The following is a 24,772-nucleotide window of genomic DNA, read 5'->3' as shown; positions in this document are numbered from 1 at the left end:
ATTCGATGCCCTTTCTTCTTTTAGAAATAAAGGGAAATCGATGGCTAATACATTTTCGCTCATCTTGGTAATAGTAACCCTAGTCACTGGAATTGTTTGGCTTCTAGAAAAGTTAGTGTGGGGTAAAAAACGCCAGTTAAAGGTAGCTGAAGTCGAGGCACAGACCAGTGGTTTAACGCAAGATATTACAAGTAAACTATCTGCACAACCATGGTGGATCGAAAATAGCGTGTCTATTTTCCCGGTGATTGCGTTTGTATTAATATTGCGCTCGTTTCTTTATGAGCCATTTCAAATTCCATCAGGTTCAATGATGCCAACCCTTTTGGTCGGTGATTTTATACTTGTTGAAAAGTATGCCTACGGGATTAAAGACCCTGTTTTTCGCTCTCAGTTAGTAGAAACAGGCAAGCCAGAACGTGGTGATGTTGTTGTATTTAAATATCCACCACAACCTAATATCGACTATATAAAACGTGTTGTCGGTATGCCTGGAGATACGGTTCGTTACAATAAGAAGAAAGAAATTTGTATTCAGCCACAAGGTGAGAAAACCTGCAAACAAGTTGGTTTATCTAATGTCGTGGAAAGTGAATTTCAACAACAAGGTATTCCTCTCATCCAGCTTGATGAAAAGCTAGGAGAAGTGGGACACCAAATTTTAATCAATCCTCTTCGCCAAGATAATGTTGGTGCGTATCAACCACGTGGTGGCGTGAGCGAATGGGTTGTACCTAATAATCAGTACTTTGTTATGGGTGATAACCGTGACAATAGTGCAGATAGCCGTTACTGGGGGTTTGTTCCAGAAGCGAATTTAGTTGGCAAAGCTGTCGGTATTTGGATTAGCTTTGAGTTTGAACGCGGTGCAAATAGTGCACTACCTTCATGGATTCCTACTGGTGTGCGTTTTAACCGCATCGGTGGCATAGATTAATATTAATAGAGAGAGCATGGTTACTACTCCTATTTCCAAATTAGAGAAAAAGATCGGCTATCAATTTAATGATGCTGATCTTCTTCATTTAGCGCTTACTCACCGTAGCGCTAACGGAAAACACAACGAACGTCTTGAGTTTCTGGGCGATTCAATTTTAAGTTTTGTCATTGCGGACGACCTATACCACCGCTTCCCTAAAATTGATGAAGGGGATATGAGTCGCATGCGTGCAACTCTAGTACGCGGAAAAACGCTTGCTGAATTAGGGCGAGAGTTTGTCCTAGGAGATTACTTAAAATTAGGTCCAGGTGAGCTAAAAAGTGGTGGTTTTCGTAGAGATTCAATTCTTGCTGACGCAGTTGAAGCAATTATTGGTGCAGTTTACCTTGATAGTGATATTGAAGTAGTAAGACGTATTATTCTCTCTTGGTATCAATCCCGATTAGAGTCGATTGAACCGGGAGTATCACAGAAAGACCCTAAAACGCGCTTACAAGAATTTTTGCAAGGTCGAAAAAAACCGTTGCCAATCTACACTGTGACTAATATTAAAGGTGAAGCCCATAACCAAGAGTTTACGGTTTCATGTAATTTAGCGGGTGTGGAAAAACCTGTTATTGGAATTGGAACCAGTCGTCGCAAGGCAGAACAAGCGGCTGCGGAATTAGCACTGGAGAAAGTAACCAATGGCTGAAGATAACAACGAATTTGATTTAGATGCATACTTTGCCAAAGATAGTAAAGAAAGCGCATCTGCAGATGATCAGCATTGCGGTTTTATCGCGATTGTTGGCCGCCCTAATGTAGGTAAATCTACGTTGCTTAATCATATTCTTGGGCAAAAAATATCGATTACATCGCGAAAGCCGCAAACGACTCGTCATAGGATTATGGGTGTAGAGACCGAAGGCGATTTCCAAGCTATCTATGTGGATACTCCTGGGCTGCACATCGAAGAGAAACGAGCGATCAATCGGTTAATGAACCGTGCTGCAAATAGCTCATTAAGTGATGTTAATTTGGTTCTGTTTTTAGTCGATGGTACGCACTGGACTAGCGATGACGAAATGGTTTTGAATAAACTTAAGAAAGCCAATTTTCCTGTTGTTCTTTGTGTAAACAAAGTGGACAACGTTAAGGACCGCAATGACGTAATGTTGCACATGCAGGAACTGTCGACCAAGATGGATTTTGTAGATGTTGTTCCTATTTCAGCGAAAAGTGGTAAAAACACAGATGTATTGCGAAAGCATGTTCGTGAACATTTACCTAAAGCTGTGCATCACTTCCCGGAAGAGTATGTAACAGACCGGTCGCAACGTTTTATGGCATCTGAAATCGTACGTGAAAAGCTCATGCGTTTCACCGGCGACGAATTGCCTTATTCGGTTACCGTTGAAATAGAAAGGTTTGATTATAATCCGGATACAGATGGTTTTCATATCAATGCTCTTATCCTCGTTGAACGCAGTGGCCAGAAAAAAATGGTTATTGGTAAAGGTGGCGACAAAATCAAAACGATTGGTCGCGAAGCTCGTTTAGACATGGAAGAGTTGTTTGGCCGCAAGGTGTACCTCGAAACTTGGGTTAAAGTGAAATCTGGCTGGGCAGATGATGAAAGAGCATTACGTTCTTTAGGTTATATGGATGATCTTTGATCGTATTGAATCGCTCTGAGAATTAAAATCTGGGACGCGCAATGACAGAAAATTTGCAAAGATGTTTTGTACTTCATAGGCGTCCCTATAGTGAATCCAGCTTAATTCTCGATGTGTTTAGTGAAGAATATGGACGCATCAGCCTTATGGCTAAAGGAGCAAGAGGAAAACGCTCAAATCTAAAAGGAGCATTACAGCCGTTTACACCTCTACTTATTAAGTGGTCAGGAAATGGCAGTATGAAGACACTTCGCCAAGCTGAACCAATCAGCTTAGGGCTGCCACTTCACGGCATTAACCTCTACTCTGCATTCTATGTTAATGAACTGCTTGACCGGGTAATAGAAAGCGGCACCCCTTACCCCGCACTTTTTCATGATTACCTTCACTCACTGACCGAACTAGCTCAAGCTGAAAACCCTGAGCCTGCACTGCGGCGTTTTGAATTAGCGCTTTTATCTGCTTTAGGCTACGGAGTCGACTTCATGCACTGTGCAGGCACAGGTGAGCCTGTTGAACCAGAAATGACTTATCGCTTTAGAGAACAAAAAGGGTTTATTGCTAGTATTCGCCAAGACAACCTCACTTTCTTTGGGAATGAGCTAATAGCAATTGCAGAAAGAAGATTTCTAACTAAAGAGCAGCTAAAAGCAGCAAAACGCTTTACACGTATGGCCTTAAAGCCTTATCTTGGCGGCAAACCATTAAAAAGTCGGGAACTATTTGCTGTAAGAACAGCAAAACCCAAAAACACGGAGTAATGAGAAATGAGCTCTATTTTTCTAGGGGTCAATATCGACCATATTGCCACTTTACGTAACGCACGTGGAACTAAGTATCCAGATCCTGTACACGCTGCTGAAATAGCAGAAAGAGCCGGAGCGGATGGTATTACGGTCCATTTACGTGAAGATCGACGCCATATTTTAGACCGTGATGTACGGATTCTTCGTGAGACAATCCAAACTCGCATGAATTTGGAAATGGCGGTTACAGACGAGATGGTAGACATTGCGGTAAAGACTATGCCTGAATTTGTTTGCTTGGTTCCGGAAAAACGTGAAGAGCTCACTACTGAAGGTGGGTTAGACGTTAAAGGTCAACTAGAGAAGGTTAAGGCTGCTACTCAAACACTATCTGAAGCGGGTATTAAGGTCTCTTTATTTATCGATGCCGACCGTGAACAAATTGATGCAGCCAAAGCATGTAAAGCGCCTTTTATCGAGCTACATACAGGTCACTACGCGGATGCCGAAACCGAGCAAGATCAGCAAGATGAGTTAAAGAAAATTGCTGCCGCAGCGAGTTACGCTGCTGATCTCGGTATTACTGTCAACGCAGGGCATGGGCTTACGTATCATAATGTAGGGGCTATAGCGGCACTTCCTGAGGTTTACGAACTGAATATAGGCCACTCTATTATTGGACGCGCCGTATTTGATGGTTTAGATAAAGCAGTTGCCGATATGAAAATGGCAATGATAGAAGCTAGACGATAAACCGATGGCTATCCTTGGGCTTGGAACTGATATTGCCGAGATAGAGCGATTAGAAAAAGCATTATCCAGAAATGGTGATGCTTTTGCTGAAAGAATTCTCGCAGAATCTGAATATCAAACCTATTTGACTCTTAAGCAAAAAGGCCGTTTTTTAGCCAAACGCTTTGCTGCAAAAGAAGCTGCCTCTAAAGCTTTGGGTACTGGGATTGCTCATGGTGTCACCTTTCAAGATTTCGTTGTTAGTAACGATGAGAATGGTAAGCCGATGCTAATGTTAGAAAACAAGGCGAAAGATATTGCGGACAAGCGAGGTATTGAAAGCGTTCATCTATCTATCTCAGATGAGCGGCACTATGCGGTAGCTACGGTTGTTATGGAAGCTTGAAACGGTATGAAGGTGTATATACTACGATGATACACCTTCAAATTCATGCCGCTTGTTATGTATTAGAGTAGGTCTTAATCAAGATAAAGCTTTGCTGTTTCGAGTACTTTATCCATCTCATCTTGTATCTCAAACAGCTCTGGTTCGATATCTTCAATACTGCTACCAGAGCGAAGTGATTTTTCTATCTCTTCGCACACCGCTTTCAATTTAGGCACACCACTATATGAGCAACTACCGTGAAGTTTATGGATATGGTGTAGAAGCTCATCGGTTGGATAATCATCGTCTTCTAACACTTGCTCAATAACTTCTGAAACCTCTGCAATATAATCTATAAGCATTTTCAGCATATCTTTAGCAAGATCGACCTTGTTGGCCGCTTGCTTCAACGCGGTTTGCCAATCCACGATAACGTCCTGATTTGCTGGTTTCGTGCTTTGTTCAATTGATACTTCTGCAGGAATTTCAAGTTTTTCAACGGCCTCTACTGAGTTAGGGTTCCAATGCACTAATACTTGCTGAAGAATATGCTCCTCTATTGGTTTAGTGAGGTAGTCATCCATACCCGCTTTAAGTAAACGGTCTCTCTCACCACTCATCGCATGTGCTGTTACTGCAATGACTGGAGTATCGTGATTGAGTTCGATTTCTTTTATTTTCTTACTCGCGGTCACTCCATCCATATGAGGCATTTGGATATCCATGAGCACAATATCAAATTTTTGCTTTGTCGCTTCTTCAACGGCTTTTTTCCCACTAGAGCAAGAGACAACGAAATCAACGCGCTCTGAGAGCAGGGCTGTAATTAATTTTAAATTTGCTGGATTGTCATCTACCGCCATCACTTTTAGATCAAGCTTTTCATGCTCATAAATTTCAACGGCTGTAGGCTCTTCAATGACAATATTGGTCTGCTGTTGATGCTTAGCAAGAGAGCTCAGTAGTTTTCTTCGAGAAAGTGGTTTAGTCATACATTGTATGTCGAATATTTCTGATATTTTTTCGGCAAGAGCAAGCTCAGTGCTTGGTATCGCCACGATAACTTGATCCGCATAGGTTTGCGTTTTCTTCACCCATTCACTGACTTCTTCAAAGCTATTCTCTTTTTTCGGTGAGAGGCTGATTAAGGCGCAATCTTGTCTATCGAAGTCGCTTGGTACACTGGTTTGATAAGTAACTAACAAGCCTTCTTGTCCAAGTTGTTGCTGTACAATTGAAGCTGCTTGCATATTAGGCTCAATAAGTAGTACACGCCTATTTTGCAGATATTGACTCTCAACTTGATGAAGTTGCGGTAGATCTGTTGTAGCAAGACGTAAAGTAAACCAGAATGTCGAGCCTTGGTGTAAGCGACTGGTGAGGCTAATTTCGCCCCCATCTGTCCAACAAGCTTTTGAGTAATGACTAAACCTAAGCCTGTCCCGCCATAGCGTCGTGAAATGCTCGCATCAGCTTGACTAAATGCTTGGAAAAGTTGAGATTGCTGCCTTTCAGATATACCTATGCCAGAATCTCGAACCATAAATTGAAGCTCAACGCTGTCTTCTTTTTTAGCGCGAAGTTCAACGCTGATATCGATGTTACCGCGTTCAGTAAACTTAATAGAGTTACCCATTAAGTTCGTTAATACTTGTTGAATTCTAAGAGGATCGCCAATAAGTCCCGCTGGTATTTTAGGATCAACTTTGAGGGTTATCTCCAGTCCTTTTTCATGAGCACTAGTGGCTTGCAGGCTAACCACTTCTTCTAAGCTTTCTTGGAATTCAAATGGAATATTTTCTAGTAATAATTTGCCGGCTTCTAACTTGGAGAAGTCGAGAATGTCATTGATGATGCTCAATAGGTTATTTGCTGATCGTTCGATGGTTTGTAAATAATCGGTCTGGCTAGAAGTTAAAGTGGTTTTGAGCATTTGGCGAGTAAAGCCGATAACGCCATTGAGTGGTGTTCTTAATTCATGAGACATATTTGCTAAGAATTCAGACTTCACTCGTGCAGCTTCTTGCGCCCGTTTCTTGGCTATGTCTAATTCAACGTTTTGGATTTCAAGTTGTTCTAGTGTTTCTCTAAGATCGGAAGTGGCTTGATCGATACTGTGTTGCATCTCTACGTGGTATTCAGATAGAGACATAGCCATTGCGTTGATACCATTTTTTAGTGAATCGAGCTCTCCATGCATATGGCCTTCAATCCGAGAGTCTAAGTGGCCTCTACGAATTCGGTCAACGGTTTCTTGCATGTTCGTTATCGGTTTTGTTACATCATGCATCAGCCGATAGGCGAATACGGAAGAAAGTCCAAGCCCAAGGATTAAAACAACAAGGGCGGCAAATATCTCCTGATATTGCTGTAATCTAAGTGTCGACAAATCGAGCTCCATGGCAATATAGCCAAGAGGTTGATTTAGGTCGGTCGCGGTTTCACTTTGTAGTGAAAACTTCCCCTCGGCAATGATGGGTGCTCTTAATATCAAATGTGAGTTAACCAACTCGATATTGGTTAAAAGAGGAATAGGCTTGTCTCGTGGAAAGGTGAGCGTTTCAAAATTTGGATGAAAATTTGAGGTAACAAACAATTGGTGGTTTGCATCAAAGACAGCAATACTCCGAACAATTGCCGAGTTTTTTCTATGGGCGTAACTAATAATACGACGAACGGCCTCATGGCTCTGTTGCGTCATGCCATATTCACTTGCAATGGCAAGAGGTTCTAGGATGCTCGCACCGGAAGAGATCAATTGAGTTTCCAAGTCGTTATAGCGATTGGAAGTGAAAAATGTACTCAATAGCAAGCCGACAATTAATGTCGGGGCTAGAGTTAAAGTGATTACGCGGGCACGCAAGCCATATCTGGTCATTATTATCTGATTACTTATTCTCTAATTACAATACGGTCTGGATATGGGAAAATATATCAATAGCTTAAACAAAGCACTGCAATTCGACAATCTTCCCAAGTAAGAATAGTGATACTAGGACAAAAGAGACTAAACATGGCGCGTTTTTATCAACCGAAAAAGAAAACCTCATTAGATACAAAGCATCAGCAAGTTCGTGTTGAAAGACTCGATCATCAAGGTGCTGGTATCGCATTCTTAAATAAAAAACCTGTTTTTATTGATGGAGTATTACCAGAGGAAGAGGTGCTCATTCAATTGACTGAGAGCAAAAGCAAGTTTTCTCGAGCAAAGTTGATCAAGATATTAAAATCGAGCCCAGAACGTATAGAAGCTTTTTGCCCTGTTTATAAAGAGTGCGGTGGTTGCAACATGCAGCACCAAAGTCATGCTGCACAAATTGAATACAAACAAGATTCTCTTCGTCAATTGATAAAAAAATTCTCTGGTCAAGAACTTGAATTAGCAGTTCCTATTATTGGTAACGAAAAAGGATATCGTCGTCGTGCGCGTATTAGTCTCTATTTCAATACCAAAGGTGGGCAGAGTAAGAGCAGTTCGAAACTCGAATTTGGATTTCGTAAAAAACAGAGTAAGCAGATTGTTCATATATCTCAATGTGCAGCCTTAGAACCCCAATTAAATGATCTTTTACCTGAATTGTACGTATTATTAACGAGTTTTAAAAAACCGACAGAGTTAGGTCATTTAGAGTTAGCTTTGGGAGATGAACGGCCAGTCCTTATGCTAAGGGTCATGAAACCCTTACCAGATAAAGATTTTCAGGCGCTACGTAAGTTTGCAATCGATAACGCATTAACGCTTTACGTTTTGTCCGATAAAGATACGTTGTCGCTTATCGAAGGAGAGAAGCCAGTTTACAGTGAAGGTGGCTTTGTTATTCCATTTTTACCGACTAACTTTATTCAAGTAAACCGCAATGTGAATCAACAGATGGTGAACCAAGCGGTTGAGTGGCTAGATATTTCTCCTGAAGACAGAGTGCTTGACCTGTTTTGTGGTTTAGGGAACTTTAGCCTTCCAATGGCAACTAAAGCAAAAGCCGTTGTTGGCGTTGAAGGCATGCAAGAAATGGTGGATCAAGCAGAAGCTAATGCGAGGGAAAACGGCATCAACAATGTCGATTTCTATCAAGCCAATCTGGAACAAGATATATCCGACAATATATGGGCGAAAACTAAGTTTGATAAAGTATTATTAGATCCAGCGCGAGCAGGCGCAAGCGGGGTTATAGATCAACTTTCTGAACTTGGTGCGACGAGTATAGTGTACGTTTCTTGTAATCCTGCTACGCTTGCCAGGGATTGTCAGAGCTTACTTGAACAAGGTTTTAAATTGACCCGATTAGGCATGTTGGATATGTTTCCTCATACAAGCCATTTAGAATCAATGGCTCTGTTTCAAAAATGAGTTGAAACCAAATTAATATGACAACAATGTCAGTTTTTAAAAATAGAAAAAGCTAGGAATTAAAATGGTTGCGGTACGTAGTGCGCACTTAAACAAAGATGAAGAATTTGAGCTAGAGACATGGATCTCTAGCTTAAATCAAGATAATAAAACCAGTACAAAATTACTGGAAGTTTATAGACAGTGTGAAACTCACTTAGAAGGCAAGGAGCAATCATCGTTGTTGCTTTGGCGTGGCAGAGAGATGATCGAAATATTGATCACTCTGTCAATGGACCGACCTACGTTGGTTGCAGCTCAATTATTTCCGGTGGTTTCTAGCGGATTTTTCGAAAGAGAAGAGCTAGAAGATGTCTATGGCAAGGAAATAATGAAGCTTATTGACGGTGTGGAAGAGATGGCTGCAATTGGTCAACTTAATGTCACGCTAGAAGGCTCTGGTGCCTCGGGTCAAGTCGATAATGTTCGTCGGATGTTATTGGCAATGGTAGATGATTTTCGCTGTGTCATTATTAAACTTGCTGAACGTATTTGTAACCTTCGTGAAGTAAAAGATAAGCCGATTGAAGTACGTCAAATGGCGGCAAAAGAGTGTGCGAACATATATGCACCGCTGGCCAATAGGCTCGGTATAGGTCAGTTGAAATGGGAAATCGAAGATTACGCTTTTCGCTATCAACAATCGGATATTTATAAGCAGATCGCTAAACAAATTTCAGAACGTAGAATTGTACGTGAACGTTATATAGACGATTTTGTGACAGATTTAATGTCTGAAATGAAAGCGACTAACATCAATGCTGAAGTAAGTGGGCGTCCTAAACATATCTATAGTATCTGGCGAAAAATGCAGAAGAAGAGTCTGGCATTTGATGAGCTTTTTGATGTTAGGGCCGTACGAATTATTGCTGATGAAATCCAAGATTGTTACGCCGCATTAGGTATTGTTCATACCAAATATAAGCACCTTCCTAGTGAATTTGATGATTACGTTGCCAATCCAAAACCAAACGGTTATCAGTCTATTCATACCGTTATTCTTGGGCCAGAAGGCAAAACAATCGAGATTCAGATCAGAACGAAACAGATGCATGAAGATTCTGAACTTGGTGTTGCTGCGCACTGGAAATATAAGGAAGGCGCATCTTCAGGTCGTAGCGGATACGATGAAAAGATCACATGGCTGCGTAAATTACTCGATTGGCAAGAAGAGATGTCCGATTCTGGCGAGATGTTGGATGAGCTTCGCAGTCAGGTATTTGATGACAGGGTTTATGCGTTTACCCCAAGAGGTGATGTTGTTGATTTGCCAATGGGGGCGACACCACTAGACTTTGCCTACCATATACATTCTGAGGTTGGTCATCGCTGTATTGGAACAAAAGTCGCAGGAAGGATTGTCCCTTTTACCCATAAACTTGAAATGGGCGACCAAGTAGAAATCATCACTCAAAAAGAACCTAATCCGTCTAGAGATTGGCTAAATAGTTCCTTAGGCTTTGTACATTCAAGTAGAGCTAGGGCTAAGATAAACGCTTGGTTTAGAAAAGAGAGCCGAGAAAAGAATTTAGAAGCCGGTCGCGAGATATTAGAAGCAGAGTTAGCGAAAATCGGAGCCACATTAAAAGATGCTCACGAATATGCACTTAGACGTTTTAATGTGAATACCACCGATGAGCTTTATGCTGGTATTGGTAGTGGTGACTTACGAATCAATCAAGTTGTCAATCATATCAATGCATTGGTGAACAAGCCAACGGCAGAAGAAGAAGATAAACAAGCACTCGAAAAGCTACAAGAGTCAGAACTTAAGTCTTCCGGCCAAAGCCGATCACATAAGGACGCTATTGTAGTTGAAGGGGTTGATAACCTTATGTCGCATTTGGCTCGCTGTTGCCAGCCGATTCCTGGTGATAGTATCTCGGGTTATATAACACAAGGTCGAGGTATTTCTGTTCATCGAAGTGATTGTGAGCAGTTAGCTGAATTAAGACTGCATGCATCGGAACGCATTATTGATACGGTTTGGGGCGGGAGTTTTTCTGGTAACTTTATTCTGACTCTGCGCGTTGAAGCACTTGAACGAAGTGGCTTACTTAAAGATGTGACTACTCTGTTGGCAAACGAGAAACTTAACGTTTCTAGCATGAAAAGCCGCAGTGATTATAAGCGTCAAATGTCGATAATGGATTTTAATATCGATGTCAGGAATGTTGAAATTCTCAGCCGAATTATTTCTAGAATCGAACAGATTAAAGATGTTATTTCCGTGAGAAGGCTAAGTTAGTGCTTTTTAAAGCTCAATATTTAATCATGAAGAAAGGTAGAATATGACACCGAATCCAATGGACGAGTTAAAGTCTATTATGGCGACGCTTCGAGACCCTGAAAAGGGCTGTCCTTGGGATCTTAAACAGAGCTTTGAAACGATAATCCCCCATACCATTGAGGAGACGTTTGAGGTAGTAGATGCAATACATAACCAAGATTGGGTTAACTTAAAAGAAGAGTTAGGTGATCTGTTATTTCAAGTCGTCTTCTATAGCCAATTAGCAAAAGAGCAAAACCTGTTTGAGTTTAACGATGTTGTTGAAACGGTGAACGAAAAGCTGATAAGACGCCATCCTCATGTGTTTTCCAATGCCCCTCTCAAGTCTGATGTTGAAATCAATGCGAACTGGGAGGCGGAAAAAGCCAGGGAAAAAGCGCAATTAGGTAAGGTAGAAGAGAGTATTCTCGACTCTGTACCATCCTCTCTACCCGCATTGTCCAAAGCAAATAAAATCCAAAAACGTTGCGCTAAACATGGATTTGATTGGGACACTATTGGGCCAGTGGCGGACAAAGTAAAAGAGGAGCTTGATGAAGTATTAGATGAAGTGATTCAATTGGAACCAAATGAAGAAGCAATTGAAGAAGAACTCGGAGACCTTCTATTTGCGACGGTGAACTTGGTTCGTCATCTAGGAAAAGACCCTGAAGTAGCATTACGTAAAGCTAATAATAAATTTGAAAAGCGCTTTAAAGGTGTAGAGCGTCTCGTTCGTGAGAAAGGAAAACAATTGGACGATTTTAGTTTGGATGAATTAGATGCAATGTGGGATGTTGTCAAAAAAGGTGGTTAATCATCTTTATTACAAAGAGGTCCCTTATTTTTCGTAAGATCGGACCAGTAGTAGGCTACCTTGCTAGTTCGAAGTAACGATGCCTATACTTTGTCCCAAGAATAAGCATGAAGGGTCTGTGTTGGCTTATGATTGTGGGAATTGATTTGAAGCAAAAAATAAATTAACCAAGTGTGATAAGTTTCACGTTGTGGCGATAAAGGGCTTCTGGTATATTTACATCCCGTCCAGACAGCACCAATTTCCCTCATTCAACCAATTTCAGGTTAAACATGACGACAAATTACATTTTTGTTACTGGCGGGGTTGTATCCTCACTAGGTAAAGGTATTGCAGCAGCATCTCTTGCGGCTATTTTAGAAGCTCGTGGTCTTAAAGTGACCATGATGAAGCTTGACCCTTACATCAACGTTGATCCGGGTACTATGAGCCCAACTCAACATGGTGAAGTATTTGTTACCGAAGATGGTGCAGAAACTGATCTTGATCTTGGTCACTATGAGCGATTTATTCGCACCAAGATGACCAAACGTAACAACTTTACAGCAGGTCGTGTTTACGCCGATGTTCTTCGTAAAGAACGTCGTGGTGATTACCTTGGTGCAACAATTCAAGTTATTCCTCATATTACGAATGCAATAAAAGACCGTGTTTACGCTGGTGCTGAAGGCCATGATATCGCGCTGGTTGAAGTTGGTGGTACTGTAGGTGATATTGAATCTTTACCATTTATGGAAGCCATTCGTCAGTTAGCCGCAGAAGTGGGCCGTGAACACGCAATGTTTATGCACCTAACGTTAGTGCCTTATTTAGCTGCTGCCGGTGAAGTAAAAACTAAGCCGACCCAACATTCTGTTAAAGAATTGCTTTCTATTGGTATCCAGCCTGATATTTTGGTTTGTCGTAGTGATCGTATGATCCCTGCCAATGAACGTAAGAAAATTGCTCTTTTCTGTAACGTACCAGAAAAAGCGGTTATCTCAATGAAAGATGTAGATTCAATCTACAAGATCCCTCAGTTAATAAAAGCGCAATCTCTAGATGATCTAGTATGTACTCGCTTTGGTATTGATGCGCCGGATGCGGATTTATCAGAGTGGGAACAAGTCATCTATGAAGAAGCGAACCCAACGGCTGATGTAACCATCGGTATGGTTGGTAAATATATCGAGCTTCCTGATGCGTACAAGTCTGTAAACGAAGCACTTAAACATGCGGGACTAAAAAACCGTCTAAATGTAAAAATTAAATACGTTGACTCTCAAGATGTAGAGAGCAAAGGCGATGAAGCACTAGCAGGCCTAGATGCTATTCTTGTTCCAGGTGGTTTTGGTGATCGAGGCATCGAAGGTAAAATTCTTGCAGCAAAATATGCTCGTGAAAACAAAGTCCCTTATTTGGGCATATGTTTAGGTATGCAGGTGGCATTAATAGAGTTTGCAAGAAATGTAGCAGGTCTAGAAGGTGCGCATTCGACAGAATTTAACAAAGATACAAAGTATCCAGTGGTCGGTTTAATTACTGAATGGGTTGATGGTGAAGGTAAAGTTGAAGAACGTACCGAGCAATCTGACCTTGGTGGAACTATGCGTCTTGGCTCTCAGCTATGTCACTTAGAAAAAGGGACATTGGCAAAAGAGCTTTATGGTAGCGCGACAATCCATGAGCGTCATCGCCACCGTTATGAAGTAAACAACAATCTTCGTCCGCAAATTGAAAAAGCAGGTCTAAAAGTTTCAGGCCTATCCGCAGACAAGAAGCTTGTTGAGGTAATTGAAAATCCAAATCATCCGTGGTTTGTCGCTTCTCAATTCCACCCTGAGTTCACATCTACACCTCGCGATGGTCATCCGTTGTTCGCAGGTTTTGTAAAAGCGGCTGGTGAATATCAGCGCGGTGAACTCGAAAAGTAGTACAAGGATCCGAATAGCTGCACATGAGGTGCAGTTATTCTTAGTTTTGACATACAAATGAACGAGAGGAAACATTAATGTCTAAGATCGTTAAAGTTCTAGGTCGTGAAATCATCGACTCACGTGGTAACCCAACTGTAGAAGCTGAAGTACACCTAGAAGGCGGTTTCGTAGGTATGGCTGCTGCTCCATCTGGCGCATCTACTGGTTCTCGCGAAGCTCTTGAGCTACGTGATGGTGACAAAGCACGTTTCCTAGGTAAAGGTGTTCTTAAAGCCGTTGAAGCTGTAAATGGCCCAATCGCTGAAGCTCTAGTTGGTAAAGACGCTAAAGCTCAAGCTGAAGTTGACCAAATCATGATCGACTTAGATGGCACAGACAACAAAGCTAAATTTGGTGCTAACGCAATTCTAGCGGTATCTCTTGCTAACGCAAAAGCAGCAGCTGCTGCTAAAGGCATGCCTTTGTTCGAGCACATTGCTGAACTAAACGGTACTGCTGGTCAATTCTCTATGCCTCTACCAATGATGAACATCATCAATGGTGGTGAGCACGCTGATAACAACGTTGATATCCAAGAATTCATGATTCAACCTGTTGGCGCTGCTACTCTTAAAGAAGGCCTACGCATCGGTGCTGAAGTTTTCCACAACCTTGCTAAAGTTCTTAAGTCTAAAGGCATGAGCACTGCAGTTGGTGATGAAGGTGGTTTCGCTCCTAACCTAGAATCTAACGCTGCTGCACTTGCTGCAATCAAAGAAGCTGTAGAGCTTGCTGGTTACGAGCTGGGTAAAGACGTTACTCTTGCTATGGACTGTGCTGCATCTGAGTTCTATGACAAAGAAGCTGGAAACTACAACATGAAGGGTGAAGGCAAAATCTTCACTTCTGAAGAGTTCAACCACTACCTTGCTGGTCTAGTTGCTGAATACCCAATCGTTTCTATCGAAGATGGTCTTGACGAGTCAGATTGGGATGGCTTCAAGCACCAAACTGAACTTCTTGGTGACAAGATCCAACTTGTTGGTGACGATCTATTCGTAACTAATACTAAGATCCTTGCTGAAGGTATTGAGAAAGGCGTTGCTAACTCTATCCTTATCAAGTTCAACCAAATCGGTTCTCTAACTGAAACTCTAGCTGCTATTAAAATGGCTAAAGATGCTGGTTATACTGCTGTTATCTCTCACCGTTCTGGTGAAACTGAAGATGCAACTATCGCTGATCTAGCGGTAGGTACAGCTGCAGGTCAAATCAAAACTGGTTCTATGAGCCGTTCTGACCGTGTTGCTAAGTACAACCAACTAATCCGTATCGAAGAAGCGCTAGGTGCTCGTGCTCCTTTCAACGGTCTTAAAGAAGTTAAAGGTCAATAATCCACTAGGATTGTTTGATTTTTAATTCTTTGAAATAGAAATTTATTGAAAGCGTCTCCTTGTGAGGCGCTTTTTGTGTTTTTATTCTTGGCTCCTGTCTTCTCGCCCCTTGCCCCAATTTATGCTATATATACGTCCCATCAATCCTATAATAAAAACTACGAGACTAATCTAGCGTGCGTCTATTAACTCTTGCACTAGTACTACTGTTTTCTTTATTGATCTATACCCTCGTTTGGGGAAAGAACGGTATGCTTGAACATGCCAATATAGTGAGTGAGATAGAGGTTCAGCAGATAGTAAATAAAGAGTTGTATGAAAGAAACGCTAAGATGTTTGCTGAGATCGAGGACTTACGACAAGGGCTAGACGCAATCGAAGAGAGAGCGAGAAATGAACTTGGATTAGTTAAAGAGGGCGAAACCTTCTATCGAATTATTGGCGACACTCCTCAATAGGCTAAATTAGTAAATGACAACTCAATACTCCCCAAAATTTTATGCCATCGTCCCTGCTGCAGGTGTTGGCAGTCGTATGAAAGCTGATCTTCCTAAGCAATATCTTAAACTACATGACAAAACCATCTTGGAACACACGGTTGAGAGGCTTTTAGAGCATCCGTGTATTGATAAGGTCATTATTGCCATTTCTGATGGCGATGAATATTTTTCCGACTTACCTCTGGCATCGAATGATAATGTTATATGTGTCTCTGGAGGTTCAGAGCGAGCAGATTCTGTTATATCCGGTCTCGACTATTTGTTATATGTTGCTGAGAAACCAGATGCCTGGGTATTGGTGCATGATGCCGCTAGGCCATGTTTCCATTTAACGGATATTAATAACTTGATCAAAGAAGCTACTGCAACAGGGTCTGTTGGCGGTATTTTAGCGGCACCTGTAAGGGATACGATGAAACGTAGCGACCTTTCAGGATCAATCGATAAAACCGTTGAGCGAGAAAATTTGTGGCACGCTTTAACACCTCAAATGTTTAAGGTACAGCCGTTATACCATGCTCTAAAAGGTGCGAAGAAGGCAGGGATTCGTATTACCGATGAGGCATCTGCAATGGAATGGAAGGGCTGTAAACCCAAATTAGTAGCAGGAAGATCGGATAATATTAAGATAACTCAACCCGAAGACCTCGCACTAGCAGCGTTTTATCTGGGCGAAATATCTTCGCTCAACAAGAACGGTTGTAATAGAATTTAGACGAAAGGAATAATGATGATCCGAATTGGCCATGGTTTTGATGTGCACAAATTTGGCGGTGAAGGCCCAGTGATTATTGGCGGTGTTTCTGTTCCTTATGAACAAGGATTAGTCGCTCACTCTGATGGAGATGTTGCTCTACATGCCTTAACAGACGCACTTTTAGGTGCGATAGCTGAAGGTGATATTGGTCGTCATTTCCCCGATACCGATCAAAAATGGAAGGGAGCTAATAGTCGAGAACTCATGAAAGAGGTATATCGACTAGTAAAGGAAAAAGGGTATCAAATTGGCAACCTAGACGTGACCATTATTGCACAAGCCCCTAAAATGTTACCTTATATTCAATTTATGCGTGAAGCGATTGCAGAAGACTTACAAACGTCTGTTAGCAATGTAAACGTAAAAGCAACAACAACAGAAAAACTAGGTTTTACCGGCAGGAAAGAAGGTATCGCATGTGAAGCTGTTGTTATATTAAAGAAGATAGATAACCAATGACAGATATCCTAGCGGAATTAGCTTACCTTCATGGCAAGCCGACGTCTAAAGCGAAAATCAAAGCGATACCAGAACATTTTGTTGTAAGAGAAAACCTCGGTTTCGAATTTTCAGGTACTGGTGAACATTTGATGGTCCGTATCCGTAAAACAGGTGAGAACACCAGTTTTGTAGCCAATGAATTGGCCAAGGTTTGTGGGGTTAAATCTAAGGATGTCGGATGGGCGGGCTTAAAAGATAGGCATGCAGTAACAGAGCAATGGCTTAGTATTCATCTCCCTAAGTCTGAAACTCCCGACTTTTCATCGTTTGAAGAACAGTACCCGAGCATTCAAATCCTCGAAACAGCACGTCATAACCGTAAGCTCCGTCCTGGTGATTTAATTGGAAACGATTTTGAAATTACTTTGTCAGAAGTGACAGATATCGATGATGTAGAATCAAGAATAAAACAAGTAATTGAAAGCGGTGTACCCAATTATTTTGGCGCGCAAAGATTTGGTCAAGATGGCAGCAATCTATCCGAAGCTAGACGATGGGGAAGGGATAACGTCAGAACTAGAAACCAAAATAAACGCAGCCTTTATTTATCGACAGCGCGTTCTTGGATATTTAACCATATTGTTTCTACTCGATTGATTAACGGTGTATTTAACAAGCTTATTCTTGGTGATATCGTGACCAAACCCGATAGCACTATCACAGTTGATCAAGCTAATATAGCTGTGTTTCAGGCTGAGTTAAGCTCAGGAAGTATAAGCCTAACAGCCGCGTTGGCCGGTGATAATGCGCTTCCTACGAAAGAAAATGCACTTGAAACGGAACAAGCTATCGTTGATGCCGAACCAGACTTAATGGCTTTAATACGCGGCAATAGAATGCGTCATGACCGACGAGACGTATTGCTTAAGCCTTGCGATCTAAGCTATGAAATAAAAAACAACTTGGTTGTTCTTTTATTCTCTTTAAGCTCCGGTAGTTTTGCGACTTCTATTGTGAGAGAGTTGATTGAAGAAATTCCAGTAGAGCGTCAGTTTGATTAAGGATAAACAATGAAGATTCTGCTTAGTAATGATGATGGTGTGTACGCCGAAGGGATCAGGGCTCTTGCCGATTCACTAAAGGATATAGCTGAAATCATTATTGTTGCACCAGACCGTAATCGTTCTGGTGCTTCAAACTCGTTAACGCTTGAAAACCCTCTAAGGGTTGTTGAAATTGAAAAAAACATTTACTCAGTTCAAGGAACGCCAACAGACTGCGTTCATTTTGCACTAAATGAGCTACTTAAAGATGATATGCCAGACTTAGTACTTTCTGGAATCAATCACGGCGCTAATTTAGGTGACGATGTACTTTACTCCGGTACAGTTGCGGCTGCAATGGAAGGGCATTTTCTTGGTGTTCAATCTATCGCATTTTCACTGGTAGGAAATCAACATTTTGAAACCGCAGGTAAAATTGTTCGAGCAATTGTCGATCAGCATATAACATCACCAATTCCTACTAACCGCCTACTTAATATCAATATCCCTGACGTACCTTTTAACCAACTAAAAGGGCAAGAAGTCACCAGACTTGGTGCTCGTCATCATGCAGAAACGATGATCAAACAACAAGATCCTCGAGGTCAAGATGTTTATTGGTTGGGGCCTCCAGGCAAAGAACAAGACGCTGGTATCGGTACCGATTTTTATGCAATAGAGAATGGATTTGTTTCTATAACACCGATGCAAGTCGATTTGACTGCACATGAGTCGCTGGCAAGTATGGGTACTTGGTTAAAAGGTGATATGGAATGAGTAACCCTCAAGCAGATGGATTAATAGACTTTCTATCTTCTAGTGGAATCGAGTGTTCCAAAGTTCTCGATGCAATCCGTCGAGTGCCTAGAGAATATTTTATATCAGAGGCATTGATGCACCAAGCCTACGATAATAACGCCTTACCAATATCTCATGGTCAGACTATCTCACAACCCTATATCGTAGCAAAAATGACTGAGCTGTTAGATCTCGTGCCAAATTCCAGATTATTAGAAATAGGCACCGGTTCTGGATATCAGACGGCAATATTGGCTCAGTTAGTCGATAAAGTGTACTCCGTTGAGCGTATTAAATCGTTGCAATGGGAGGCTAAAAGGCGATTGAAGTTGCTGGATATCTATAACGTATCGACCAAACATGCTGATGGTTGGAAAGGCTGGTCTACTCAAGCCCCTTTTGATGCTATTGTAGTTACTGCTGCTGCTGCTCAAGTACCTCAAGAGTTATTAACACAACTCGCAGACAATGGCTGCTTAGTTATTCCTGTTGGTGAGGAAAATCAACAATTGTTAAAGATAGTAAGGCGAGGTGACGAATTTATTTCAACCGCAATCGAAGCTGTTCGATTTGTGCCTTTAGTCGCAGGTGATTTAGCCTAAAGCATGAGAAATGAAATAAAGCTGGCCATTTTTGTAAGTATTTTTTGCAGTGTACTTGTTGGGTGCGCTGCAACTTCACCTGCACCTGTTTCGAGTATAAAGAAAGATTACAATAGCATTGAAAGGGGGAGTTATAAGGGAAGTTTTTATGAAGTGCAAAAAGGAGATACCCTTTATTTTATAGCATACGTCACAGATAAGAATGTAAATGATCTAGTTAGTTACAATGGTCTCTCTGCTCCTTACACAATTAGACCGGGTCAAAAACTTAAGTTATGGCAGCCAGCTTATAAAAGTCCAGCTTATGGAGGATCTGGCTCAGGATCTTCCGCAGTCGCTGTGGCATCAGTAACCACGGCTAGTACTGTAACTGGTGGAGCTTCTGTTGCATCGGTTTCTGAAGCTAAATCAACACCTCAGTCAGCGAAAAAATCTTCGGCTAATACGCAAAAATCGACTTCAAATAATTCAAACTCAAGCAAAACGAGCAATAAAAATGGTGTTGATCAGAGCAAATCAAAGGAGTATGTTAATTCTAAGAGTAAACAAAATGTTAACAAAACTGTCAGCACTCCAGAATCGAAGAATAATAAGATCTCAAAATGGCTTTGGCCAACAAAGGGTAGGGTTATTAAGAAGTTTTCTACTGGAGATCAAGGGAATAAAGGGATTGACATAGCAGGGCAGCGTGGTCAATCCGTTGTTTCAACGGCAAGCGGTAAAGTTGTTTACTCTGGAAATGCACTCCGAGGATACGGAAATTTAATTATTGTGAAACATAACGATAACTATTTAAGTGCATATGCCCACAACGACCGTTTGCTAGTAAGCGAAGGACAAAGTGTTAAAGCAGGACAAAAAATAGCGACCATGGGAAGTTCTGGTAGCAATAACGTAAAACTGCATTTTGAAATTCGTTATCAAGGTAAGTCTGTTAATCCACAGAGGTACTTGCCTTAAGATAAATTTACTTCACGACATTTATAAAGGAATGTCTTGCTAGCTCGCCAAGGGGAGGCACTATGAGTATCAGCAATGCAGCAACAAAAGTCGAAGAGTTTGAGACCAACGAAGAAGCGATAGGTTCTTTGGATTCGAGTCTTGTTCAAGAAGTTAAATCAAAAAAAGAAGCCAAAGAAGAGTTTGAAGTCACTGCTAAGAGTTTAGATGCGACACAGCTTTATCTTGGAGAAATTGGTTTCTCACCACTATTAACCGCGGAAGAAGAAGTATTATATGCTCGCAGAGCTTTGCGCGGTGACGAAGCAGCACGTAAACGCATGATTGAAAGTAATCTGCGACTTGTTGTGAAAATATCACGTCGTTATAGTAACCGAGGTCTCGCGTTACTCGATCTAATTGAAGAAGGTAACTTAGGTCTTATCCGCGCTGTTGAGAAATTTGATCCTGAACGTGGGTTCCGATTTTCTACTTATGCAACGTGGTGGATTCGTCAAACGATAGAACGTGCATTGATGAATCAAACTCGTACCATCCGTCTACCTATCCACGTTGTAAAAGAGCTAAATATATATCTACGAACAGCGCGTGAACTTTCGCAAAAGCTGGATCATGAGCCTACGGCAGAAGAAATTGCTGAGAAACTAGATAAGCCTGTAAGTGATGTAAGTAAAATGCTTCGGCTTAATGAGCGAGTAAGCTCTGTAGATACGCCTATCGGTGGCGATGGTGAAAAAGCATTACTAGATATCATCCCAGACAACAATCATTCAGATCCTGAAGTGTCTACGCAAGACGATGATATTAAGAGCTCACTTATTGATTGGCTAGACGAGCTTAACCCTAAGCAGAAAGAAGTACTCGCACGACGCTTTGGTTTACTAGGATATGAACCATCAACACTTGAAGAAGTTGGCCGAGAAATAAGCTTAACACGCGAACGTGTGCGCCAGATTCAAGTCGAAGGCTTACGTCGATTGCGTGAAATCTTACTTAAGCAGGGATTGAATATGGAATCTCTATTTGATGTAGACCAACAGGGTTAATCCATATCAGAAAATCGAAAGGCGTTTGCTTGGTTTATTCATAAAACCAGCAACGCCTTTTTTAGTTGTTTTAAAGTAGCTTTTTTAAACGATACAGTTCATCTAACGCCTGTCGTGGTGTTAGATCATCAGGGTCTATATTGGAGAGTGCCTCTTCAACTTCACTTGCTTCCGGTATCAAACTGAGTTGATTAGCAATATCGACCTCATTAGATCCACCACGTGGTTGGTCTGCTAATTTTTCAAGTTGATTTAACTTCGCGCGAGCATTCTTTATCACCGTTTTAGGTACACCAGCTAGCCCGGCAACGGCCAAGCCGTAGGATTTACTCGCCGCTCCTTCTTGAACCGCATGCATGAAAGCAATGCTGTCTCCGTGTTCTACCGCATCTAAATGGACATTGGCTAAATGTTTTACAAGATTTGGTAGCTCTGTAAGTTCAAAGTAATGGGTAGCGAACAGTGTCATTGCCCCGATTTGGTTGGCAAGCCATTCGGCACTAGCCCATGCCAAAGAAAGGCCATCGTAAGTACTGGTTCCGCGACCAATTTCATCCATTAGCACTAAGCTATGTGGAGTAGCATTATGAAGAATATTCGCTGTCTCTGTCATTTCAACCATAAAGGTAGACCGACCTGACGCGAGATCATCAGAAGCGCCTATACGGGTGAAAATTCTATCGACTGAGCCGATAACGGCTTCTTCTGCTGGCACAAAAGAACCAATATGAGCGAGCAATACAATCAATGCTGTCTGACGCATATAAGTGGATTTACCGCCCATGTTTGGACCGGTAATAATCAACATTTTGCGACTTGGGTTTAGGTCGATAGGGTTGGCAATAAACGGATCATTCATTACTTGTTCTACAACGGGATGGCGACCATTTTTTATCTGAATGCCAATAGCATCGGTCAATTGTGGTCGACAGTAGTTTAGGCTATCTGCTCTTTCAGCCAAATTTTGTAAAACATCTAATTGAGAGAGAGAAGAGGCTAAGTTTTGCATCTGTTCCAAATGCGGAAGCAGTAGGTCAAACAGTTGTTCCCAAAGCTGTTTCTCTATCGAGAGCGCTTTAGACTTAGAACTTAAAACCTTATCTTCATGTTCTTTTAGTTCTGGAATAATATAGCGTTCAGCATTTTTTAGTGTTTGACGACGCACATAATGTGGCGGCACTAAATGACTTTGGCCTCTACTTACTTGAATATAAAAGCCATGCACGTTATTGAAGCCCACTTTTAAGGTGTCTATTCCGTGTCTATCTCGCTCTTCAATTTCAAGTTTTTCTAAATACTCTGTTGCTCCGTCCGCTAATGCACGCCATTCATCCAGATCCGAATTATATCCCGGAGCAATAACGCCACCATCTCTAATGACGACTGGCGGATTTTCTTTAACCGCGATTTCTAATAGATGGCAGGTCTCTTCCATTGGTGCTGCATACTTAGCGAGTTTAGCTAAGTATGGGTCAGAGAGGGATTGTAATTGGCTTTCTAGCTCAGGAAGTTGCTGCATAGCGTGGCGTAAGCGCGCTAAGTCTCTTGGTCTGGCAGTACGTATTGCAAGGCGAGCGATGATCCTTTCAATATCACCAATCTGTTTCAGTACAGGCTTAAGTTCAATAAAAGCACCTTGATCTTTAATCTCCGTTATCGCAGATAGACGTTGATTTAAGGTCTCTTTACAGCGCATCGGTTGGTGCAACCAGCGTTGCAGCATTCTGCTTCCCATTGCTGTTGAGCTATGGTCCATTACAGCGGCGAGTGTGTTGTCATAGCCACCAGACAAATTTTGTGTGATTTCTAGGTTTCGACGCGTAGCCGCATCAAGAATTACGGAGTTATCCTGACTATCGAAAGTGAGGGAGCGAATATGTGGCAACGCGGTTTTCTGAGTATCTTTTACATATTGAATCAGACAGCCTGCCGCACAAAGACCTAAGCGAGCCTGCTCGACCCCAAACCCAACTAAGTCACGAGTACCAAACTGTTGGTTTAGTTGTTGTTTTGCTGTGTCTAGCTCAAACTCCCAGATAGGGCGACGACGACTGCCTTTACAGTTTGCTAGCACCTCTACAGGTTCAAAATCTTCAGGGAAAAGCAGCTCTTTTGGTGAGGTTCGCTGAAGCTCTGCGAGCATAGCCTCTTCTGTTTCAGGCTCCGATAATTGAAAACGACCAGAAGTAATGTCTAATGTGGCATAGCCATATTTACCTTTTTGATGATAAATAGCCGCAATCAAATTATCTGTACGCTCAGACAATAAGGCTTCATCGGTCACGGTGCCCGGAGTAATAATACGTACAACTTGTCTTTCCACCGGACCTTTACTGGTGGCAGGGTCGCCTATTTGTTCGCATATAGCGATGGACTCGCCCAGTTGCACCAGCTTCGCCAAATACCCTTCAACCGCATGAAATGGAACCCCAGCCATGGGAATCGGCTCACCGGCGGATGCACCACGTTTAGTGAGTGAAATATCTAAAAGTTGGGATGCTTTTTTTGCATCATCATAGAAAAGCTCGTAGAAATCGCCCATGCGATAAAACAGTAATATCTCAGGGTTTTCTGCCTTGAGTTTTAGGTATTGCTGCATCATAGGGGTATGAGTTTGAGTCGCTTTTGCCATGGTGACCTTAATGGTAGCTAGTTAACTAAATTTTGAGACGTTAAGGATACGTGAATCGAAATTACAGGCAAGATGATTTCAAGGAATTTTGGCGTGTGATTTACGTAAAGAATGGCGTAACCACATCAAATACAATAATAATGCATAACCATTCATTTTTATAAAAAATTGACTTTAATAAGCGAGAGCAAATAAAAAATGAGATCTTTGACATTGAATATTAGGGCGTTAGGATACGTAAACTAACAATAAAAATAGATCAGATTAGAGGGTTTTGACCGATGCTACCACTCAGTGAGCTAAGCCAAAAAGCAGGTGCTTTACTTGCAGAAAATAACCATGTATTGGTGACGGCAGAATCTTGCACCGGAGGCGGCATTGCGGCCGCTATTACTGATATTTCAGGTAGTTCAGCTTGGTTCGATAGGGCATTTGTTACCTATAGTAACGAATCAAAGATGGACATGATTGACGTCAATCCTAAAACGCTCAATATCTATGGGGCAGTGAGTCAAGAAACCGTAGAAGAGATGGCTTCAGGTGCATTGAGACATTCGAGGGGAACCGTAGCGATATCGGTGAGTGGTATTGCTGGGCCTACAGGTGGAACCGCTGAAAAGCCCGTGGGTACAGTATGGTTTGGCTGGAAAATCGGTAACTCGATTGAAGTTCAAGAGATGATCTGTTTTAGTGGTGATAGAGCAAGTGTTCGCAATCAGGCATGTTGCCATGCCCTCGCGAAATTAGTGGATTTACTTAGCTAATTC

21 protein-coding genes and 1 pseudogene are annotated in these 24,772 nt (G+C 41.8%); 20 read left to right on the top strand and 2 right to left on the bottom strand.

Translation table 11 applies throughout. The features are described from left to right. Positions 1–40: 40 nt before the first annotated feature. Genes lepB through acpS form a run of 6 tightly spaced genes read left to right on the top strand, consistent with a single transcriptional unit; the run spans position 41 to position 4,482 of the window. Positions 41–937 carry a signal peptidase I gene (gene lepB / locus PGX00_RS14965; protein ID WP_272137786.1) on the top strand — a complete coding sequence of 299 codons (897 nt, stop codon included), beginning with the start codon at positions 41–43 and terminating at the stop codon, positions 935–937. Positions 938–953: 16 nt separating this feature from the next. Then, positions 954–1,634 carry a ribonuclease III gene (rnc, locus tag PGX00_RS14960; RefSeq protein ID WP_272137784.1) on the top strand — a complete coding sequence of 227 codons (681 nt, stop codon included), beginning with the start codon at positions 954–956 and terminating at the stop codon, positions 1,632–1,634. Continuing rightward, positions 1,627–2,598, top strand: coding sequence for a GTPase Era (gene era, locus PGX00_RS14955; RefSeq protein WP_272137782.1), 972 nt, complete (start codon positions 1,627–1,629; stop codon positions 2,596–2,598). The genes rnc and era overlap by 8 nt, the downstream gene beginning before the upstream one ends. A 41-nt stretch (positions 2,599–2,639) precedes the next feature. Then, a complete protein-coding gene (gene recO, locus PGX00_RS14950; protein ID WP_272137780.1) occupies positions 2,640–3,359 on the top strand; it encodes a DNA repair protein RecO in 720 nt (239 codons plus the stop codon). A gap of 6 nt (positions 3,360–3,365) precedes the next feature. After that, on the top strand, positions 3,366–4,097 hold the full coding sequence (gene pdxJ, locus PGX00_RS14945; RefSeq protein ID WP_272137778.1) for a pyridoxine 5'-phosphate synthase: 732 nt from the start codon (positions 3,366–3,368) through the stop codon (positions 4,095–4,097). 4 nt (positions 4,098–4,101) lie between these two features. Further along, a complete protein-coding gene (acpS, locus tag PGX00_RS14940) occupies positions 4,102–4,482 on the top strand; it encodes a holo-ACP synthase (RefSeq protein ID WP_272137776.1) in 381 nt (126 codons plus the stop codon). A gap of 74 nt (positions 4,483–4,556) precedes the next feature. On the opposite strand, the pseudogene barA reads toward acpS, so the two are convergent. Then, positions 4,557–7,342: pseudogene (barA, locus tag PGX00_RS14935) on the bottom strand (two-component sensor histidine kinase BarA). A 135-nt stretch (positions 7,343–7,477) separates the two neighbouring features. On the opposite strand from barA, the gene rlmD reads away from it, so the two are divergent. From rlmD to rpoS, 13 genes are all read left to right on the top strand, one after another. Further along, positions 7,478–8,812, top strand: a complete 1,335-nt coding sequence (gene rlmD / locus PGX00_RS14930) for a 23S rRNA (uracil(1939)-C(5))-methyltransferase RlmD (protein WP_272137775.1) — start codon at positions 7,478–7,480, stop codon at positions 8,810–8,812. A 64-nt stretch (positions 8,813–8,876) separates the two neighbouring features. Continuing rightward, positions 8,877–11,099 carry a GTP diphosphokinase gene (gene relA, locus PGX00_RS14925; protein ID WP_272137773.1) on the top strand — a complete coding sequence of 741 codons (2,223 nt, stop codon included), beginning with the start codon at positions 8,877–8,879 and terminating at the stop codon, positions 11,097–11,099. A gap of 43 nt (positions 11,100–11,142) precedes the next feature. Beyond that, a complete protein-coding gene (gene mazG, locus PGX00_RS14920; protein WP_272137770.1) occupies positions 11,143–11,937 on the top strand; it encodes a nucleoside triphosphate pyrophosphohydrolase in 795 nt (264 codons plus the stop codon). 272 nt (positions 11,938–12,209) lie between these two features. Beyond that, positions 12,210–13,850: a CTP synthase gene (locus PGX00_RS14915; RefSeq protein ID WP_272137768.1), complete on the top strand. Its 1,641-nt coding sequence runs from the start codon at positions 12,210–12,212 to the stop codon at positions 13,848–13,850. Positions 13,851–13,927: 77 nt separating this feature from the next. Further along, the gene (gene eno / locus PGX00_RS14910) at positions 13,928–15,226 is read left to right on the top strand and encodes a phosphopyruvate hydratase (protein ID WP_272137766.1); all 1,299 of its coding nucleotides are present in this window, start codon (positions 13,928–13,930) and stop codon (positions 15,224–15,226) included. A gap of 176 nt (positions 15,227–15,402) precedes the next feature. Beyond that, positions 15,403–15,684 carry a cell division protein FtsB gene (ftsB, locus tag PGX00_RS14905; RefSeq protein WP_272137764.1) on the top strand — a complete coding sequence of 94 codons (282 nt, stop codon included), beginning with the start codon at positions 15,403–15,405 and terminating at the stop codon, positions 15,682–15,684. Between the two features lie 13 nt (positions 15,685–15,697). Then, on the top strand, positions 15,698–16,441 hold the full coding sequence (ispD, locus tag PGX00_RS14900; RefSeq protein ID WP_272137762.1) for a 2-C-methyl-D-erythritol 4-phosphate cytidylyltransferase: 744 nt from the start codon (positions 15,698–15,700) through the stop codon (positions 16,439–16,441). Positions 16,442–16,456: 15 nt separating this feature from the next. Further along, the gene (gene ispF, locus PGX00_RS14895; RefSeq protein WP_272137760.1) at positions 16,457–16,942 is read left to right on the top strand and encodes a 2-C-methyl-D-erythritol 2,4-cyclodiphosphate synthase; all 486 of its coding nucleotides are present in this window, start codon (positions 16,457–16,459) and stop codon (positions 16,940–16,942) included. After that, positions 16,939–17,985, top strand: a complete 1,047-nt coding sequence (truD, locus tag PGX00_RS14890; RefSeq protein WP_272137758.1) for a tRNA pseudouridine(13) synthase TruD — start codon at positions 16,939–16,941, stop codon at positions 17,983–17,985. Before ispF ends, truD begins: the two co-directional genes overlap by 4 nt. Before the next feature lie 9 nt (positions 17,986–17,994). Next, positions 17,995–18,744 (top strand): 5'/3'-nucleotidase SurE, encoded by a 750-nt coding sequence (surE, locus tag PGX00_RS14885; protein WP_272137756.1) that lies wholly within the window; start codon positions 17,995–17,997, stop codon positions 18,742–18,744. Next, positions 18,741–19,367, top strand: a complete 627-nt coding sequence (locus PGX00_RS14880; protein WP_272137753.1) for a protein-L-isoaspartate(D-aspartate) O-methyltransferase — start codon at positions 18,741–18,743, stop codon at positions 19,365–19,367. The genes surE and PGX00_RS14880 overlap by 4 nt, the downstream gene beginning before the upstream one ends. A 3-nt stretch (positions 19,368–19,370) precedes the next feature. Beyond that, positions 19,371–20,327 carry a peptidoglycan DD-metalloendopeptidase family protein gene (locus PGX00_RS14875; protein WP_272137751.1) on the top strand — a complete coding sequence of 319 codons (957 nt, stop codon included), beginning with the start codon at positions 19,371–19,373 and terminating at the stop codon, positions 20,325–20,327. 62 nt (positions 20,328–20,389) lie between these two features. Continuing rightward, entirely contained in the window at positions 20,390–21,373 is a 984-nt protein-coding gene (gene rpoS / locus PGX00_RS14870) for an RNA polymerase sigma factor RpoS (protein WP_272137749.1), read from the top strand. 70 nt (positions 21,374–21,443) lie between these two features. Here rpoS and mutS read toward each other — a convergent pair whose 3' ends face one another. Continuing rightward, positions 21,444–24,005: a DNA mismatch repair protein MutS gene (gene mutS, locus PGX00_RS14865; protein WP_272137747.1), complete on the bottom strand. Its 2,562-nt coding sequence runs from the start codon at positions 24,003–24,005 to the stop codon at positions 21,444–21,446. A gap of 281 nt (positions 24,006–24,286) precedes the next feature. Here mutS and PGX00_RS14860 point away from each other — a divergent pair, with 281 nt between their 5' ends. After that, complete coding sequence (locus tag PGX00_RS14860; protein ID WP_272137745.1) at positions 24,287–24,769, top strand: CinA family protein; 483 nt, start codon at positions 24,287–24,289, stop codon at positions 24,767–24,769. Positions 24,770–24,772 lie beyond the last annotated feature (3 nt).

Source organism: Vibrio algarum, assembly GCF_028204155.1.
In the GTDB taxonomy this organism is placed as follows: Bacteria; Pseudomonadota; Gammaproteobacteria; order Enterobacterales; family Vibrionaceae; genus Vibrio; species Vibrio algarum.
The sequence above is the reverse complement of the archived record's forward strand: the minus strand, read 5'-3'. Positions and strand labels throughout refer to the sequence as shown.